Annotated in this window: 13 protein-coding genes and 1 tRNA gene; 13 read left to right on the forward strand and 1 reads right to left on the reverse strand. The window is 42.1% G+C overall.

Features of this window, described 5'->3' with window-relative positions; translation table 11 throughout:
• Positions 1-63: 63 nt before the first annotated feature.
• The 5 genes from murJ (at position 64) to ispH (ending at position 7,164) form a co-directional block, all read left to right on the forward strand.
• Positions 64-1,638 carry a murein biosynthesis integral membrane protein MurJ gene (murJ, locus tag HEMROJRC1_RS07970; protein ID WP_226692414.1) on the forward strand — a complete coding sequence of 525 codons (1,575 nt, stop codon included), beginning with the start codon at positions 64-66 and terminating at the stop codon, positions 1,636-1,638.
• A 46-nt stretch (positions 1,639-1,684) separates the two neighbouring features.
• Positions 1,685-2,623 (forward strand): bifunctional riboflavin kinase/FAD synthetase, encoded by a 939-nt coding sequence (gene ribF / locus HEMROJRC1_RS07975; protein ID WP_226692415.1) that lies wholly within the window; start codon positions 1,685-1,687, stop codon positions 2,621-2,623.
• A 15-nt stretch (positions 2,624-2,638) separates the two neighbouring features.
• On the forward strand, positions 2,639-5,464 hold the full coding sequence (ileS, locus tag HEMROJRC1_RS07980) for an isoleucine--tRNA ligase (protein WP_226692416.1): 2,826 nt from the start codon (positions 2,639-2,641) through the stop codon (positions 5,462-5,464).
• 240 nt (positions 5,465-5,704) lie between these two features.
• On the forward strand, positions 5,705-6,223 hold the full coding sequence (gene lspA, locus HEMROJRC1_RS07985; RefSeq protein ID WP_226692417.1) for a signal peptidase II: 519 nt from the start codon (positions 5,705-5,707) through the stop codon (positions 6,221-6,223).
• On the forward strand, positions 6,220-7,164 hold the full coding sequence (gene ispH, locus HEMROJRC1_RS07990; protein ID WP_226692418.1) for a 4-hydroxy-3-methylbut-2-enyl diphosphate reductase: 945 nt from the start codon (positions 6,220-6,222) through the stop codon (positions 7,162-7,164). The genes lspA and ispH overlap by 4 nt, the downstream gene beginning before the upstream one ends.
• A gap of 79 nt (positions 7,165-7,243) precedes the next feature.
• Here the strand turns inward: ispH and HEMROJRC1_RS07995 are convergent, their stop codons facing one another.
• Positions 7,244-9,175 carry a TonB-dependent siderophore receptor gene (locus HEMROJRC1_RS07995; protein WP_226692419.1) on the reverse strand — a complete coding sequence of 644 codons (1,932 nt, stop codon included), beginning with the start codon at positions 9,173-9,175 and terminating at the stop codon, positions 7,244-7,246.
• 199 nt (positions 9,176-9,374) lie between these two features.
• Between HEMROJRC1_RS07995 and glyQ the strand changes: the two genes are divergently transcribed.
• From glyQ to HEMROJRC1_RS08035, 8 genes are all read left to right on the forward strand, one after another.
• On the forward strand, positions 9,375-10,283 hold the full coding sequence (gene glyQ, locus HEMROJRC1_RS08000) for a glycine--tRNA ligase subunit alpha (RefSeq protein ID WP_194811608.1): 909 nt from the start codon (positions 9,375-9,377) through the stop codon (positions 10,281-10,283).
• 52 nt (positions 10,284-10,335) lie between these two features.
• Positions 10,336-10,989, forward strand: a complete 654-nt coding sequence (locus tag HEMROJRC1_RS08005; protein WP_226692420.1) for an FABP family protein — start codon at positions 10,336-10,338, stop codon at positions 10,987-10,989.
• Entirely contained in the window at positions 10,989-11,252 is a 264-nt protein-coding gene (locus HEMROJRC1_RS08010) for a hypothetical protein (RefSeq protein WP_226692421.1), read from the forward strand. The genes HEMROJRC1_RS08005 and HEMROJRC1_RS08010 overlap by 1 nt, the downstream gene beginning before the upstream one ends.
• Positions 11,252-11,479 carry a hypothetical protein gene (locus HEMROJRC1_RS08015; RefSeq protein WP_226692422.1) on the forward strand — a complete coding sequence of 76 codons (228 nt, stop codon included), beginning with the start codon at positions 11,252-11,254 and terminating at the stop codon, positions 11,477-11,479. The genes HEMROJRC1_RS08010 and HEMROJRC1_RS08015 overlap by 1 nt, the downstream gene beginning before the upstream one ends.
• A gap of 172 nt (positions 11,480-11,651) precedes the next feature.
• Positions 11,652-13,721, forward strand: coding sequence for a glycine--tRNA ligase subunit beta (glyS, locus tag HEMROJRC1_RS08020; protein WP_226692423.1), 2,070 nt, complete (start codon positions 11,652-11,654; stop codon positions 13,719-13,721).
• 86 nt (positions 13,722-13,807) lie between these two features.
• A tRNA-Ile gene (locus HEMROJRC1_RS08025) sits at positions 13,808-13,884 on the forward strand.
• A 362-nt stretch (positions 13,885-14,246) separates the two neighbouring features.
• A complete protein-coding gene (locus HEMROJRC1_RS08030; protein WP_226692424.1) occupies positions 14,247-14,540 on the forward strand; it encodes a hypothetical protein in 294 nt (97 codons plus the stop codon).
• 346 nt (positions 14,541-14,886) lie between these two features.
• On the forward strand, positions 14,887-16,707 hold the full coding sequence (locus HEMROJRC1_RS08035; RefSeq protein ID WP_226692425.1) for a monovalent cation:proton antiporter-2 (CPA2) family protein: 1,821 nt from the start codon (positions 14,887-14,889) through the stop codon (positions 16,705-16,707).
• The last annotated feature ends 3 nt before the right edge of the window (positions 16,708-16,710 follow it).

Genomic DNA, 16,710 nt, shown 5'->3' on the forward strand with positions numbered 1-16,710 from the left:
TATAGCGTAAAAACAAAATTTCTATACAATTAGGCAAAATTTTTCAGCCAAGAGAACAGTATTTTGAGTAAACGACTTTTGAAATCGGGTGTGATTGTCAGCAGTATGACCTTATTATCACGTATATTGGGTTTAGTCCGTGATGTGGTTATCGCTCATCTTATCGGTGCCGGAGCGGCGGCAGATGTCTTTTTATTTGCCAATCGCATCCCTAATTTTCTGCGCCGTTTATTTGCCGAGGGGGCATTTTCTCAAGCTTTTGTTCCCGTATTGGCTGAATATCGCAAATCAGGTGATATTGATAAAACCCGTGAGTTTATTGGTAAAGTTTCGGGCACATTAGGCGGTTTGGTGAGTATTGTGACGATTCTTGCAATGTTGGGCTCGCCCGTTGTTGCCGCATTATTTGGAATGGGCTGGTTTACCGATTGGTTAAATGATGGCCCTGATGCACATAAGTTTGAACAAGCCTCATTATTGCTCAAAATCACTTTCCCTTATTTATGGTTTGTTACCTTTGTGGCGTTATCCGGGGCGGTATTGAATACGCTCGGTAAATTCGGTGTGATGTCTTTCTCTCCCGTGTTGTTAAATATTGCGATGATTGCGACCGCACTTTTCCTTGCGCCGCAAATGGATAATCCCGATCTTGCCCTTGCTATCGGTATTTTTATTGGCGGGTTATTGCAATTTTTGTTTCAAATTCCCTTTATGAAAAAAGCCGGGCTATTGGTGAAACCCAAATGGGCTTGGCACGATGAAGGCGTGGTGAAAATCCGTAAGCTGATGATTCCGGCATTGTTCGGTGTATCGGTAAGCCAAATCAATTTATTGCTGGATACAGTGATTGCCAGTTTTCTTATGACAGGATCTATCAGTTGGCTTTATTATTCTGATCGCTTACTTGAATTTCCTCTCGGTTTGTTCGGTATTGCCATTTCCACGGTTATTTTACCGACACTTGCCCGTCATCACGTTAATCGTGAAGAAGATTCCGCGCAAAGTGCGTTGAATTTCCGAAACACAATGGATTGGGGGGTGCGTATGATTTTATTACTCGGCGTGCCGGCTGCGGTTGGCATTGCAGTGTTAGCGAAACCGATGTTACTTACTTTGTTTATGCGCGGCAGTTTCACCCTAAATGATGTGCATTCGGCAGCTTATTCTTTATGGGCGTTCAATGCGGGTTTATTGAGTTTTATGTTGATTAAAATTCTCGCAAACGGTTATTACGCCCGCCAAGATACGAAAACACCGGTGAAAATAGGGATTATCGCGATGGTGAGTAATATGGGATTTAATGCTTTGGCGATTCCCTTTAGTTATGTCGGGTTAGCGATTGCTTCTGCAATGTCGGCGACACTTAACGCTTATCTGCTTTATCGCGGTTTGGCGAAAACGGATGTGTATCGTTTCTCACGCAAAAGTGCGGTCTTTTTTGCGAAAGTTTTATTTGCCGCACTCGCTATGGGGGCTGCCGTATGGTATTACGTTCCGGCGATTAACGAATGGGCTGCAATGAGTTTTATGATGCGCGTGCATTGGCTGGGTTGGCTTATCGCCTTAGCTGTGATTGTTTATGGGATAATGTTGATTTTATTAGGTATTCGCAAGCACCACTTGCTGACAAGAAACTAACTTACCGCTATAATGCCGAAATTCTGTTATTTTCGTGGATAAGGACATGCAATTAATTCGTGGGCTACGCAATGTAAGCCGGGTTTCTCAAGGTTGCGCGCTAACAATCGGCAACTTTGATGGCGTGCATTTAGGGCATCAAGCCGTGTTGCGACATCTTCGCCAAAAAGCCGATGAATTACATTTGCCGATGGCAGTATTGTTATTTGAACCGCAGCCCCGCGAATATTTTATGACTGAAAATGCACCGGCGCGTTTAATGCGTTTGCGTGATAAACTCCACTATTTGCAACAAGCGAAAGTTGATGTTGTCGTCGTCCAAAAATTTGACCGCACTTTTGCCAAACAACCTCCTGAGCAATTTATTGAAGAAGGTTTAGTCAAACGATTAAATGTAAAATTTTTAAGCATTGGTGATGATTTCAGATTTGGTTTGAATCGCCAAGGCAGCTTTGCGATGTTGCAGGAAGCAGGCAAACGGTTCGGTTTTACGGTGGAAGATAATCACAGTTTCTGTTTTAATGCACAACGCATTAGTAGTACGGCTATTCGTGAGGCCCTAGGTTCCGATGATTTATGTTTTGCGGAACGTTTGCTCGGTAAACCTTATCGAATTTTCGGGCGGGTGATTCATGGCAATAAATTAGGCAGAACCATTGGTTTCCCCACGGCAAATATCCGTTTACACCGCCAAGTGAACCCTGTTAAGGGCGTGTATGCCGTTAAAGTGCGGTTAAAATCCGGCGAGATTTTCAATGGTGTGGCAAATATTGGGAAACGCCCGACAATCAATGGGACAATTCAATTATTGGAAGTGTACTTATTTGATTTCTCACGAGACATTTATGGCGAACATATTGAAATTGAGTTCTGCCATAAAATTAGAAATGAAATAAAATTTCCTTCTTTTGATGCTTTAAAAGCACAAATTGAATGTGATGTGGAAACAGCGAAAGCGTTTTTTAGTAAGAATTTAAAAATGTAAAAATTGGGAAATAAAATGACAGTTGATTACAAAAACACTCTTAATCTACCGGAAACAGGCTTTCCGATGCGTGGCGATTTGGCGAAACGCGAGCCTGTGATGCTGAAAAATTGGTATGAGAAAAAGCTTTACCAAAAAATTCGTCAGGCTTCCAAAGGCAAAAAATCCTTTATTTTGCATGATGGCCCTCCGTATGCGAACGGCAGTATTCATATCGGTCATGCTGTCAATAAAATTCTGAAAGATATTATCATTAAATCAAAAACCGCATTAGGTTTTGATTCTCCTTATATTCCGGGCTGGGATTGTCATGGCTTGCCGATTGAATTAAAAGTAGAAGGCTTGGTAGGCAAACCGAATGAGAAAGTTTCGGCAGCGGAATTTCGTCAAAAATGTCGAGAATATGCTGCAGAGCAAGTGGAAGGACAAAAGAAAGATTTTATCCGTTTAGGCGTATTGGGCGATTGGGATAATCCGTATTTAACGATGAATTTCGATACGGAAGCCAATATTATCCGCACGCTGGGTAAAGTGATTGAGAACGGTCATTTATACAAAGGTTCTAAGCCGGTTCACTGGTGCTTGGATTGTGGCTCTTCTTTGGCGGAAGCGGAAGTGGAATACGAAGATAAAGTCTCTCCGTCAATTTATGTGCGTTTTCCGGCGGAAAGTGCGGTCGAAATTGAAGCTAAATTTAATGCGCAAGGAAAAGGCGAGGGGAAAATTTCTGCGGTGATTTGGACAACCACACCTTGGACAATTCCATCAAATCGAGCTATAGCGGTTAATGCCGAACTTGAATATCAATTGATTCAGCTTGGCGATGAACGGGTGATTTTAGCGGCTGAACTGGTGGAATCCGTGGCGAAAGCCGTCGGCATTGAAAATGTGGAAGTATTGGGTTCGGCAAAAGGCAAAACACTTGAGCTTACCCGTTTCCATCATCCGTTCTATGATTATACCGTACCTGTGATTTTAGGTGATCACGTTACCACAGACGGCGGTACGGGATTGGTTCATACCGCACCGGATCACGGTTTAGACGATTTTATCGTCAGTAAACAATATGATTTACCGATGGCGGGGTTAGTGTCTAATGACGGCAAGTTTATTTCGAGTACGCCGTTTTTTGCAGGAAAAGGTGTGTTTGAAGCCAATCCGCTTGTGGTAGAAAAATTGCAAGAAGCAGGCAATTTACTGAAAGTTGAAAAAATTAAGCATAGTTACCCACATTGTTGGCGTCATAAAACGCCGATTATCTTCCGTGCCACACCGCAATGGTTTATCGGTATGGATGTGCAAGGCTTACGCCCGCAAGCATTAGGCGAAATTAAACAAGTGCGTTGGATTCCCGATTGGGGACAAGCCCGCATTGAAAAAATGGTGGAAAATCGCCCTGATTGGTGTATTTCCCGTCAGCGTACTTGGGGCGTGCCGATGACGATGTTTGTACATAAAGAAACGGAAGAATTGCACCCGCGCACATTAGAATTACTCGAAGAAGTGGCAAAACGGGTAGAAAAAGCCGGTATTCAGGCTTGGTGGGACTTAGACGAGAAGGAATTATTGGGTGCGGATGCGGAACGTTATCGTAAAGTGCCGGATACCCTAGATGTATGGTTTGACTCGGGTTCAACTTATTCTTCTGTGGTGGCGAACCGCCCTGAATTTAACGGCAATAGTGCGGATATGTACTTGGAAGGCTCCGATCAACATCGTGGTTGGTTTATGTCGTCATTGATGCTTTCTACGGCAACGGATAACAAAGCACCTTATAAACAGGTTCTCACACATGGCTTCACTGTGGATGGGCAAGGCCGTAAAATGTCGAAATCTATCGGTAATATCGTTACTCCGCAGGAGGTCATGGATAAATTCGGCGGTGATATTTTACGTTTATGGGTGGCATCTACCGATTACACCGGGGAAATGACCGTATCCGATGAAATTTTAAAACGTGCGGCGGATAGTTATCGCCGTATTCGTAACACCGCCCGTTTCTTGTTGGCGAACTTAAACGGTTTTGATCCGACACGTGATTTAGTGCAAGCGGAAGAAATGGTGAGTTTGGATCGTTGGGCGGTATCTTGTGCTTTAGAGGCACAAAAAGAAATTATTGAAGCCTATGATAACTATCAATTCCACGCCGTGGTGCAGCGTTTAATGCGTTTCTGCTCGGTAGAGATGGGATCGTTTTATTTAGATATTATTAAAGACCGCCAATATACCACAAAAGCGGATAGTCTCGCCCGCCGTAGTTGTCAAACGGCGTTATGGCATATTGCTGAAGCTTTGGTACGTTGGATGGCACCGATTTTATCATTCACTGCGGACGAAATTTGGCAATACTTACCGAAAACTAAAAATGAACGTGCGGAATTTGTTTTCACCGAAGAGTTTTATACCGGATTATTCGGTTTAGGTGAAAATGAAAAATTAGATGATGCTTATTGGCAACAACTGATTAATGTGCGTTCCGAAGTAAACTGTATGTTAGAAATTGCCCGTAATGAAAAAGTTATCGGTGGCGGTTTAGAAGCGGAAGTTACCCTTTATGCAAACGATGAATATCGCACCTTGCTTGAACAACTTGGCGATGAGTTACGTTTCGTCTTGATCACTTCAAAAGCCACGGTGAAACCATTAGCGGATAAACCGTCTGATGTTATGGTGGGCGAGCTTGAAGGCATTGCGATAAATGTAGTTCGTTCAAGTGGTGAAAAATGTCCACGTTGTTGGCATTATTCCGACAAAATCGGTGTAAATCCGGCGCATTCTGCCTTATGTCCTCGCTGTGTGGAAAATGTGGCAGGTAATGGTGAAGTACGCCGTTTTGCCTAATATAACTATTTCGTAGGGTGGACAACAAGTTGCCCCCTACAATCTAGTCGCAATTTATTGTTGTGAAAAGTGCGGTCGATTTTAACCGCACTTTTTCGGTATTATGTAGCACTTGCACAAATCATCGTAAGGTGCCGTTAGGCGAAGCCGTAACGCACCAATAGTGGGGGGAATGATGAAGTGGTGCGTTACGCAGAGCTTAACGCTCCTTATCCCCGGTGAATATTTAGGAATATATCAATGACAAAAAATAAAACGGGACTTTCTTTTCTTTGGCTAAGTGCGGTCGCTTTTGCCCTTGATTTACTTACCAAATATATCGTAGTACAGAAGTTCGATTTATACGAAAGCGTAAATATACTACCGATATTTAATCTCACTTATGTACGCAATTATGGTGCGGCGTTTAGTTTTTTAGCGGATCACGATGGTTGGCAACAGTACTTCTTTATTGTGTTGGCGTTGTTGATTTCCGCTATGTTGATTTATTTCTTAGCCAAAAATCAAGCAGATCAAAAAATTCAAAATACGGCTTATGCTTTGATTATCGGCGGCGCGTTGGCCAATATGGTAGATCGTGCGTACAATGGTTTTGTTGTCGATTTTTTCGATTTTTATTGGGATATTTATCATTATCCGGTGTTTAATGTTGCCGATATTGCGATTTGTATCGGTGCGGGACTGTTGGCACTTGATGCCTTCAAAAGCGAAAAGAAAAAAGTACAGACTCAACAGCAGGAAAAGAGCGGTCAAAAATGAAGATAATTTTAGCGAATCCGCGTGGATTCTGTGCAGGCGTAGACCGTGCCATTAGTATTGTTGAACTCGCTCTTGAAATTCACGGTGCGCCGATTTATGTGCGCCATGAAGTCGTGCATAATCGTTTTGTGGTGAACGGACTACGTGAACGCGGTGCTATTTTTGTGGAAGAGTTAAGCGAAGTCCCGGACGGTGCGATTGTGATTTTTTCCGCCCACGGTGTGTCGCAAGCGGTGCGTCAAGAGGCGAAAGATCGCCAACTGAAAGTATTTGATGCAACTTGCCCGCTGGTTACCAAAGTTCATATGCAAGTGGCTCGTGCCAGCCGTAAAGGAACGAAAGCAATCCTTATCGGTCATAAAGGTCACCCCGAAGTAGAAGGCACTATGGGGCAATATAGCAATGATGAAGGCGGCATTTATTTGATCGAAAGCGTGGAAGATATTTCCCGTTTACCGGTGCAAAAAAATGATGACCTCACTTTTATGACGCAAACTACGCTTTCATTAGATGATACCGCAGAAACGATCACCGCATTGAAAGAGAAATATCCGGCAATTCAAGGGCCGCATAAAAATGATATTTGCTATGCCACCACCAATCGCCAAGAGGCAGTGCGGGAGCTGGCAAAGCTATCGGATTTAGTGCTGGTGGTCGGCTCAAAAAATTCTTCAAATTCCAACCGTTTGGCGGAATTGGCTTCCCGTATGGGTGTGAAATCACAACTTCTTGACGATCCTGAAGATATTCAAGCGGATTGGTTTGATGAAGTGAAAACCATTGGCATTACTGCCGGTGCATCGGCTCCGGAAGAATTGGTGCAATCCATTATTTCTCGTCTTAGAGAATTCGGCGCAGATGAACTGGAAGAGCTACAAGGGCTTGAAGAAAATATGTTCTTTGAAGTGCCGAAAGAGTTACGGATCAAAGAAGTCGATTAAAGGAAAAACGGTATCTTATTTGAGATACCGTTTTTTATGATTGATAAAAGTACAGCTAAAATCGACCGCACTTTATACTTTAGAATGAACCTTTTAGCCCAACATAGACATTGCGTCCGTCTTGACCATAACCGAGAATGTTTTCATATTTTTTATCAAATAGGTTATTTAAGTTCGCATAAAGGGTTAGGTTCGGAATGAGCTGATAATCTACCCCAAGGTTAGCCAAGGTATATGACGGAAGTTTTACCGCTCTTGTGGCGTAAGGTGGTGAAGATTCGTAGTAGTTATCCATTCGTTGGCTCACATAAGATACATTCACATTCGTACCCAGTTTTTCAGTAACTTGATAGGCCAATCCTGCATTTGCCGTATGTTTAGGACGGCGGTTCAATTCTTTGCCTTTGCTGTCTTTTGTTTGTGTATAAGTGTAATTTGCGTAAACGGTTAAATCTTCGGTGAGTTTTCCGTTGTAGGCAATTTCAATGCCTTTTATTTTGGTTTTACCTTCAAGATTGATTGAACGTGTAACCGTATTTGGCCAAACGCCTGTCGATTGAGATGAAATAAAGTTCTCAACGTTACGTGCAAAATAGGTTATATCCAAGTGATGTGATTTATCGGTGTTTTCAATGAGTAAACCGATATCACCGCCACGGCTTTTTTCAGGTTTTAAGTTTGGATTGCCGATATATTGACCGTTATAGCCATAATATTCCGTGATTGTCGGATTTTGAATTGCGTTGCCGATACTTGCATGAGCTTTAAAATTCGGCGATAAACGATATGCACCTGAAATTCGTCCGGTGAAAGAATTATCATATTTGTTGCTATTAATATAACGTCCGCTGAGCGATAAACTGTGATCTTGCTCGCTCAATAGACGGTATTCCGCCGCAATACTCTTTTCATTGAGTTCCTTCTTATTTGTCAAGAAATAGCTGGAATCATAAGTCGTTTTTTGATATTCGCCCAATAAGCTAACGCCTTGAGTAATTGCGCCTTCACGATCAAAGTTTATATCTAACTGATAATTTGCATTCAGCTTTTTCGCATCATAGCCGCTTGTCATACCGAAAGTATCACTATCTGTTTTGATGTGGCTGACACTTGCTTTATGTTTAAAGAGATCTTGCGAATTTCCCCAATATCCGCCCAATTTAAACAGGGTTTCACGGGTGCGGGTGCGATGCCCTGTTTCATCATTCAGGCTATTATCGAAATAAACGCTTTGAGAGGAATGAGAGGTTAAAAATTCAATGCCTTTTTCATTATCATCATAACCAACACGCAACGACGTATTATCACGATGAAATTTATCTTTTTCCTTTGCATTTCCTACTGAAATTTTAGTTCCGTCTTGGGCGGTGTAAGAAAAAGGTTTATTGCTCAATGCCGAAATACCGCTTGTGCGGTGGCTATCAGCGTGTAAATCATAATAAAATCCTTGATGATAGCCTGAAAGGGTAACGGAACCGTCTCTTGTGCGGTGTGAACTTGTGCCGAAATCGAAGTCTATATTAAAGGGCTTTTCTTTATATAAACCGCTTTTGGTGGTGATGTAAATGACACCTCCCATGGCATCACTGCCCCATAGAGCCGACTGTTCTCCCCGTAAGACTTCAATACGTTCCACATTGCTTAAACTTAAGCCGCCAAAATCAAAGCCATAGCCGCTGACAGGATTTACTTTTACACCATCAATAATGACTGCCGTATGATTGGCATCCGCCCCACGTAAGTAAATATTGCTTAATGTGCCTCGCCCACCGGAAAAACTCATTGCCGTTCCGGGAACGGTTTTTAGTACATCACTCACATAAGTGGCGTTTCTTTTTGAAAAATCTTTTTCGGTGAGTACGGTAACCGAAGAGGCTGTTTTATCCTGATTGATTGGTGTTGCGTAAGCGGAGTAAACATTAATAGGCTCAAGTTCATTTTTACCGCTTTCGGCTTGTGCTGAAGCAGATAAACCGATTAAAAGTGCGGTCGTAATTAAATTTGTTTTCATATTGAAGTTCCCTAGAAATTAAAAAATACGGGTATTCTTGCATAGTCCTGTTTTTCTGCCTAATTGAGATTTTTCATTGCGAATATCAATTTTATTCATAAAAAAACATCACAATTTTTAACCGCACTTTTCGCCTTTATCCGCACTAGGCTTTCAAGTATAATGTCGGCATTTTTCACTATTTTATCGATTCAATATTATGAGCAATCAATTCAACATAAAAACATTCCAAGGTATGATTCTCGCCTTACAAGATTACTGGGCAAAACAAGGTTGCACGATTGTACAGCCTTTTGATATGGAAGTCGGTGCGGGGACATCACACCCGATGACCGCATTGCGTGCTTTAGGGCCTGAACCTATGGCATTTGCCTATGTGCAGCCCTCGCGCCGCCCGACAGACGGGCGTTATGGTGAAAATCCGAACCGTTTGCAACACTATTATCAATTTCAAGTGGTGATTAAACCTTCACCGGATAACATTCAAGAACTTTATTTAGGCTCACTTGAAATGCTCGGTTTTGATCCGACCAAAAACGATATTCGTTTTGTGGAAGATAACTGGGAAAACCCGACTCTTGGTGCTTGGGGGTTAGGTTGGGAAGTATGGCTAAACGGAATGGAAGTGACCCAATTTACTTATTTCCAACAAGTGGGTGGTTTGGAATGTAAACCGGTAACGGGAGAAGTTACCTATGGTTTGGAACGTTTGGCAATGTACATTCAAGGTGTGGATAGTGTGTATGATTTAGTGTGGTCTGACGGCCCGCTTGGCAAAACTACCTATGGTGATGTGTTCCATCAAAATGAAGTGGAGCAGTCCACTTATAACTTTGAATATGCAGACACGGATTTCTTGTTTTACTGTTTCGATCAATATGAAAAAGAAGCACAATCACTGCTAAGTTTAGAAAAACCGCTACCGTTGCCGGCTTATGAACGCATTTTAAAAGCGGCACACAGTTTCAATTTATTAGACGCACGCAAAGCGATTTCGGTTACCGAACGTCAACGTTATATTTTACGCATTCGCGCACTAACCAAAGGTGTAGCAGAAGCCTATTATGCCAGCCGCGAGGCTTTAGGATTCCCGGGTTGTAAAAAATAACTTGGAAAATAACCGCACTTTTATGCATTGACGACAATTTAAGGAAAGAATAATGAGTGATTTTCAATATCCAAAAGACATTTATACTGAAGCAGAAACCGATGTAAATACCCTTGACAACCTTGGACCGTTAGCTCCTTTAGCGGGGATCTGGGAAGGCAAACGCGGTTTGGATATTAATCCGAAAGCGGATGGTGCGGTAAAAGATCCTTATATTGAACACATTGAGCTACAACCTATTGATGCGCAAACTAACGGCCCGCAGTTATTTTACGGTTTGCGTTATCATACTCACATTGTGCAGCCTAATGAAGTGGAAACTTTCCATGATCAAGTCGGTTATTGGTTGTGGGAGCCGGCGACAGGCAATATTTTATTCACCTTAAGTATTCCACGCGGACAAACGTTAATGGCGGTGGGGAATGCTACAGCAGACGCCAAAAAATTTACCGTAAAAGCCGTGCGTGGTTCACTAACAAACGGCATTATTTCAAATCCGTTTATTGAGCAATCCTTCACTACGGAGAGTTATGAAATCACCGTGAGTATTAATGATGACGGGACTTGGTCTTACGATCAAACCACATTAATGACAATCCCGGGCTATGATAAGCCTTTTGAACATCGCGATCGTAATCGCTTAACAAAAATCGCAGAAGCGGCCTTGAATCCGACCGCACTTGCCGCACAAAAAGAAGGTAAATAATGAAACCGATTCTTTATTATGCAGCACAATGTCCTGATACTGCACCTTTTGTTGCAGAGTTAAAGAGATTAGGCGTAGATTATGAAGAAGTTGAAGTATTATCTTCCATTCCTAATCTGAAACAATGGCTACGTTTACGCGACCGCCACTCCGCTTTTGATAACGCAAAAGCTCAAGGTTTTGCAGGATTTCCGGCATTGTGGTTGGAGGACGATAGGGTAATTTTGGATTTAAATTTGTTGAACGGAATATTTAAAAAATAATGAAAAGCAGCCTTGCCGGAATCGCTTTCGTTAGCATTTTATCTGCTTGTAGCCAGACTTCGGATATGCCAAAAGAAGCAATGATCGGTGTTCGCCAAAATGCAAATGAGATGCATGGTTGTATAACGGCAGTAAGAGAACATTATTCTTATAGCCAACAAAAATGCGTTCAACAAGGAGCTCGGATTATCAAAACCAAGAAAGGTTGGAAAGTCCAAAACTTTTGATGTTTCCTAATCTTAAATTGCTCGTAGATTTTCTATATTGTTTATGTCATTGATATAGAAACAGTCGAATTGAATTTTAATTAAAAAAAATAAGTACATAGGGTGGGCTTTCGCTCATCAATATTTTAAAAAATTACTGAAGGGTTAAAGCCCACTCACAAGAGAAAAGAAAATGACAACCCAAAACTTCTTAGTCGAAATCGGCACAGAAGAGCTGCCGCCAAAAGCTCTGAAAACATTAGCGACCGCTTTTGCGGAGAATGTAGAAAACGAATTAAATCAAGCCGGTTTGTCATTCGATAAAATCGAATGGTTTGCCAGCCCTCGCCGTTTAGCGGTGAAAGTGTTGGCACTTGCAACACAACAGCCGAGTAAAGAAATTGAAAAACGTGGTCCTGCGGTGTCTGCGGCATTTGATCAAGATGGCAAACCAACTAAAGCGGCTGAAGGCTGGGCGCGTGGTTGCGGCATTACGGTGGATAAAGCGGAACGCCTTGCGACGGATAAAGGCGAATGGTTGGTTTATCGTGCCACCGTTGAAGGCAAAGCAACTAAAGATTTACTGGCAGAGATCGTATCGGCAAGCCTTGCGAAATTGCCGATCCCAAAACCAATGCGTTGGGCGGACAAAAGCGTGCAATTTATTCGCCCTGTTCACACCGTCACAATGTTGCTTGGAGATGACTTGATCGAAGGTGAAATTTTAGGTGTGGCAAGTGCTCGCACTATTCGCGGGCACCGTTTCTTGGGCGAACGGGAATTTGAAATTCAACACGCCGATCAATATCCGCAATTATTGCGTGAGAAAGGTTCTGTAGTGGCTGATTTTAACGAGCGTAAAGCGGAAATCCTTGCAAAATCTCAAGCAAAAGCGACCGCACTTGGCGGCGTGGCGGATATTGACGAAAGTTTGCTTGAGGAAGTCACTTCATTAGTGGAATTTCCGAATGTACTTACTGCGAAGTTTGAAGAACGTTTCCTTGCCGTGCCTGCGGAAGCCTTGGTTTACACAATGAAAGGCGATCAAAAATATTTCCCGATCTATGATAAAGACGGCAAATTATTACCGCACTTTATTTTTGTATCGAATATCAATCCTGAAGATCCGACAGCAATTATTGAAGGAAACGAAAAAGTGGTTCGCCCGCGTTTAACGGATGCGGAATTTTTCTTCAAAACCGATTTAAAACAAAAATTGGTCGATCGCTTACCTCGTTTAGAAACCGTGTTGTTCCAGCAGCAACTTGGCACATTGCGTGATAAAACCGCCCGTATTGAACAACTTGCAGGCGAAATCGCAAAACAAATTGGCGCAGATGAAAGCAAAGCGAAACGTGCCGGTTTACTCTCAAAATGCGACCTAATGACGAATATGGTGTTTGAATTTACCGATACGCAAGGTGTAATGGGAATGCACTATGCCCGCCACGATGGTGAAGATGAAGAAGTTGCCGTAGCCTTAAACGAGCAATATATGCCGCGTTTTGCCGGTGATGAATTACCGAAATCATTGGTGGCAAGCAGTGTTGCATTGGCGGATAAATTAGACACTTTAACGGGGATTTTCGGCATTGGACAAGCGCCTAAAGGGAGTGCTGACCCATTCGCACTACGCCGTGCGGCATTGGGCGTATTGCGCATTATCGTAGAGAAAAATTTATCGCTTGATTTAGCGGATTTAGTTCAAAAATCAGCCGCACTTTTCGGTGATAGGCTCACGAATAAGAATGTTATTGAAGACGTCGTGGACTTTATGCTAGGGCGTTTCCGTGCGTGGTATCAAGACGAGGGTATTGCGGTGGATGTAATTCAGGCGGTACTTGCCCGCCGCCCGACCCGTCCGGCTGATTTTGATGCACGCGTGCGTGCGGTATCGCATTTCCGTACTTTAGATTCTGCTCAAGCCTTGGCGGCGGCAAACAAGCGTGTGGCGAATATTCTTGCTAAAACGGAGAGTAACATTGGCGAGATCAATTTAGCCGCGTGCTTGGAGCCGGCTGAAAAAGCACTGGCTGAAATCGTACTTGGCTTACAAACAGAAGTACAACCGTTGATTGCGAAAGGCGAATACACCGCCGTGTTAGATAAATTGGCTGGCTTGCGCACACCGGTGGATAATTTCTTTGATAACGTGATGGTGAATGCGGAAGATCCTGTATTACGTCAAAACCGTTTGGCAATTTTAAATACGCTCCAAGATTTGTTCTTACAAGTGGCGGATATTTCTGTCCTTCAAGCGTAAAATTAATGAGGAATGGTCATTTTTCCAACGACCATTCCTTTACTTATAGACTTCATCTAATTATTTCTCTATAATCAGCCCCACTTTCCCCCTTAGCTCAGTCGGTTAGAGCAGGCGACTCATAATCGCTTGGTCGCTGGTTCAAGTCCGGCAGGGGGGACCAACATTAAATTTCTACTCTTTCGCCCTCTTACGTTTTCTTACGCTCAACCCTTATAAATACCGGCTTTTCGTTGGGTATATTTCTGTTTAATTAAGATTAAAAAATTCCCTAAAATTATTCCTAATATAGAAATTTCCACATTGATTCAATAATCAGAAAGTTATAATTGCGGACAATAAAAGTCTGCAAGAATTGACCGCGCTTTTTCCATAAGGACAATGTGTTCAAATTGAGGGAATAGGGTACGAGGTTTTATTTGAACGGGATCACATTCGATAAGTGGCAACGGAACAAATTTTTGCCTTTTTACAATAGGATTGTAATAAATCTAAATATTTTTTTAGAATTAACTCAAAAGGAAAATGGCTATGGCACTTTCTTATGCAAAAAGCTCACATTTATCAAAAGCAATTCGTAATTTAATTGGTGTGCCGTTTTGTTTTTACGTTGCATACTATATTTATTTTAAACTGCCGCTTATATTGGAAAGCGGGGAAAGTGTGCGAGTTCCTCGTATTGTGTGGTTAATCTATGAGGCATTTGGTGAAACCTATTTTTATCCAATTATGGCGGTAATAGCTATTTTCATTGGCTTTCTTGGTATCGGTTTAGCAGTAAAACATTTTAATGCTCACAAAGCACAAAAGAACCAATAGGTTATGTAATAAATTGCGGTAAAATAGGAGAGTTTTATTCTCCTATTTTAATTTCTGTTCAATAAGTCTTAGTCAAGGTATCGCAATAAAAGCATGTTTTATATTTGAACGAGAGTACATTTTCTAATTAGAAATGGAGCAGATTTTCGTAAAACCCAATAACCTAAAAATCAGAAGATTAAAAATAGCTGATTTTGGATATTTATTATACCCATTTCTAATGAAAAAATTATCAGCTTAAATTTCTTATCTCTATCTTTTCCCCTATAAATTGTCATAAAAACCAAGTAAAATACTGCGGTTTCTATTTAATATTTCTTTTTTACTATTTTAGTTAGGAGTTTCTATGGCTGCGGAAGGCGCGGGAGATTTGTTTCGGGTCGTTGCTTTATTAGGGGCTGCAGTGGTGGCGGTCCCCCTATTTAAACGAATCGGTTTAGGGTCTGTTTTAGGGTATCTTGCCGCAGGGCTTGCTATTGGGCCTTATGGCTTAAATGTCGTTGATGATCCGCATGCCATTATTCATCTTGCCGAATTTGGCGTAGTGATGTTCTTGTTCGTGATTGGACTTGAGATGAAACCTTCGCATTTGTGGAGTTTGCGCCGTCAGATTTTTGGCTTGGGAAGTATGCAGGTGATTATTTCCGCTATTGTATTAACCTGTGTTTCCGTGCAGTTTGGCGTATCTTGGGAAGTCGCATTTGTCAGTTCGGCAGGGTTTGTGTTGACTTCTACTGCAATCGTGATGCAAGTACTGGGAGAGCGTAAAGAATTATCTACAAAGCGCGGTCAAAAAATCGTATCAATTTTACTGTTTGAAGATCTCCTTATTGTTCCGTTGCTTGCTATCGTTACTTTCCTTTCGCCTTTTGAAAGCACGGAAGATTCAATGCCTTGGTGGCAATCTGCCGGTATCGCAATGTTGGCATTGACTGTGTTAGTGTGTATCGGTCGTTTTATTTTAAACCCGGTATTCCGTATTTTAGCGAACGCAAAGGCGCGTGAGGTGATGACGGCGGCAGCTCTTTTTGTTGTATTGGGTGCAGCGTTATTGATGGAGGAAGCCGGATTATCTATGGCGATGGGGGCATTTGTGGCAGGGGTAATGCTTTCTGAATCGGCGTTTCGTCATCAATTGGAAGCCGATATCGAACCTTTCCGTGGTTTATTGCTTGGTCTTTTCTTCCTCGGCGTGGGAATGGCATTAGACTTAAAAGTCGTGTTTGAAAATTGGCAATTGATTTTACTCGGTGTTATCGCCTTAATGCTAACCAAAGGTATCTGTATTTATCTTATTGCCCGTCTTGCAAAAAGTACGCACAAAACCGCGTTAGAACGCGCATTGCTCATGGCGCAAGGTGGCGAATTTGCTTTTGTGTTGTTCGCCGCCGGTCTCTCTAAAGGCGTAATTGATGAAACAGTTAATGCGAATATGACGGCAATTGTTGTACTTTCTATGGTGCTTACGCCGATTATCCTTATTATTTATGAAAAATTCGGTTCGAAAGAAAGTGTTGAAGAAATTCAACCGGATGAAATTGATGAACAACACCCGATCTTAATTATTGGAATGGGAAGATTCGGACAAATTGTCAATGACCTGTTACGTTTAAGTGGTTATGCCACCACGATTGTGGATCTTAATCCGAAAATGATTAAAGGTTTTAATGAATATGGCATTAAATCCTACTTTGGCGATGCTTCCCGCCGTGAGTTTTTAATCGCCGCCGGATTGGAAAAGGCGGAATTTCTTGTGGTCGCCATTGATAATAAAGAGCAGGCGTTATCTATTGTGCATTTTGCGCGGGAAGTGAATCCTAATATAAAAATTATTGCCCGTTCTTACGATCGTTTTCATACTTTTGATTTATACAAAGTCGGTGCCGATGAAATTATTCGCGAAACTTTTGATTCGGCGGTGAGAGCCGGTAAGCGGACATTGGTTCATCTTGGTATGGAAGAAGAGGTTGCGAAAGAAGTCGCGGAATATTATTTTCATGCAGATCGCCACGAAGTAGAGTTAATGTCTCAAGTTTATGATCCGAAAATGGGGATTTTTCGTAATCCGTTAATGCGTGATATTGCACGTGAATGCGATCAGAAAATGGCAGCAGATATTCAAGAAATCTTGTTAAGAGCAAAAGAAAGAGAAGAAGAGAGCTTATAAAAA

Origin of the sequence: Rodentibacter sp. JRC1 (assembly GCF_020521555.1) — a bacterium.
Lineage (GTDB): Bacteria > Pseudomonadota > Gammaproteobacteria > Enterobacterales > Pasteurellaceae > Rodentibacter > Rodentibacter abscessus.

Bases quoted from the DNA above. Each gene is read 5' to 3' on its own strand.
- HEMROJRC1_RS08005 (WP_226692420.1), top strand. From the start codon at position 10,336: ATGAGTGATTTTCAATATCCAAAAGACATTTATACTGAAGCAGAAACC.
- HEMROJRC1_RS08030 (WP_226692424.1), top strand. From the start codon at position 14,247: ATGGCTATGGCACTTTCTTATGCAAAAAGCTCACATTTATCAAAAGCA.
- HEMROJRC1_RS08010 (WP_226692421.1), top strand. From the start codon at position 10,989: ATGAAACCGATTCTTTATTATGCAGCACAATGTCCTGATACTGCACCT.
- ispH (WP_226692418.1), top strand. From the start codon at position 6,220: ATGAAGATAATTTTAGCGAATCCGCGTGGATTCTGTGCAGGCGTAGAC.
- lspA (WP_226692417.1), top strand. From the start codon at position 5,705: ATGACAAAAAATAAAACGGGACTTTCTTTTCTTTGGCTAAGTGCGGTC.
- HEMROJRC1_RS07995 (WP_226692419.1), bottom strand. From the start codon at position 9,175: ATGAAAACAAATTTAATTACGACCGCACTTTTAATCGGTTTATCTGCT.
- ileS (WP_226692416.1), top strand. From the start codon at position 2,639: ATGACAGTTGATTACAAAAACACTCTTAATCTACCGGAAACAGGCTTT.
- ribF (WP_226692415.1), top strand. From the start codon at position 1,685: ATGCAATTAATTCGTGGGCTACGCAATGTAAGCCGGGTTTCTCAAGGT.
- glyS (WP_226692423.1), top strand. From the start codon at position 11,652: ATGACAACCCAAAACTTCTTAGTCGAAATCGGCACAGAAGAGCTGCCG.
- glyQ (WP_194811608.1), top strand. From the start codon at position 9,375: ATGAGCAATCAATTCAACATAAAAACATTCCAAGGTATGATTCTCGCC.
- HEMROJRC1_RS08015 (WP_226692422.1), top strand. From the start codon at position 11,252: ATGAAAAGCAGCCTTGCCGGAATCGCTTTCGTTAGCATTTTATCTGCT.
- HEMROJRC1_RS08035 (WP_226692425.1), top strand. From the start codon at position 14,887: ATGGCTGCGGAAGGCGCGGGAGATTTGTTTCGGGTCGTTGCTTTATTA.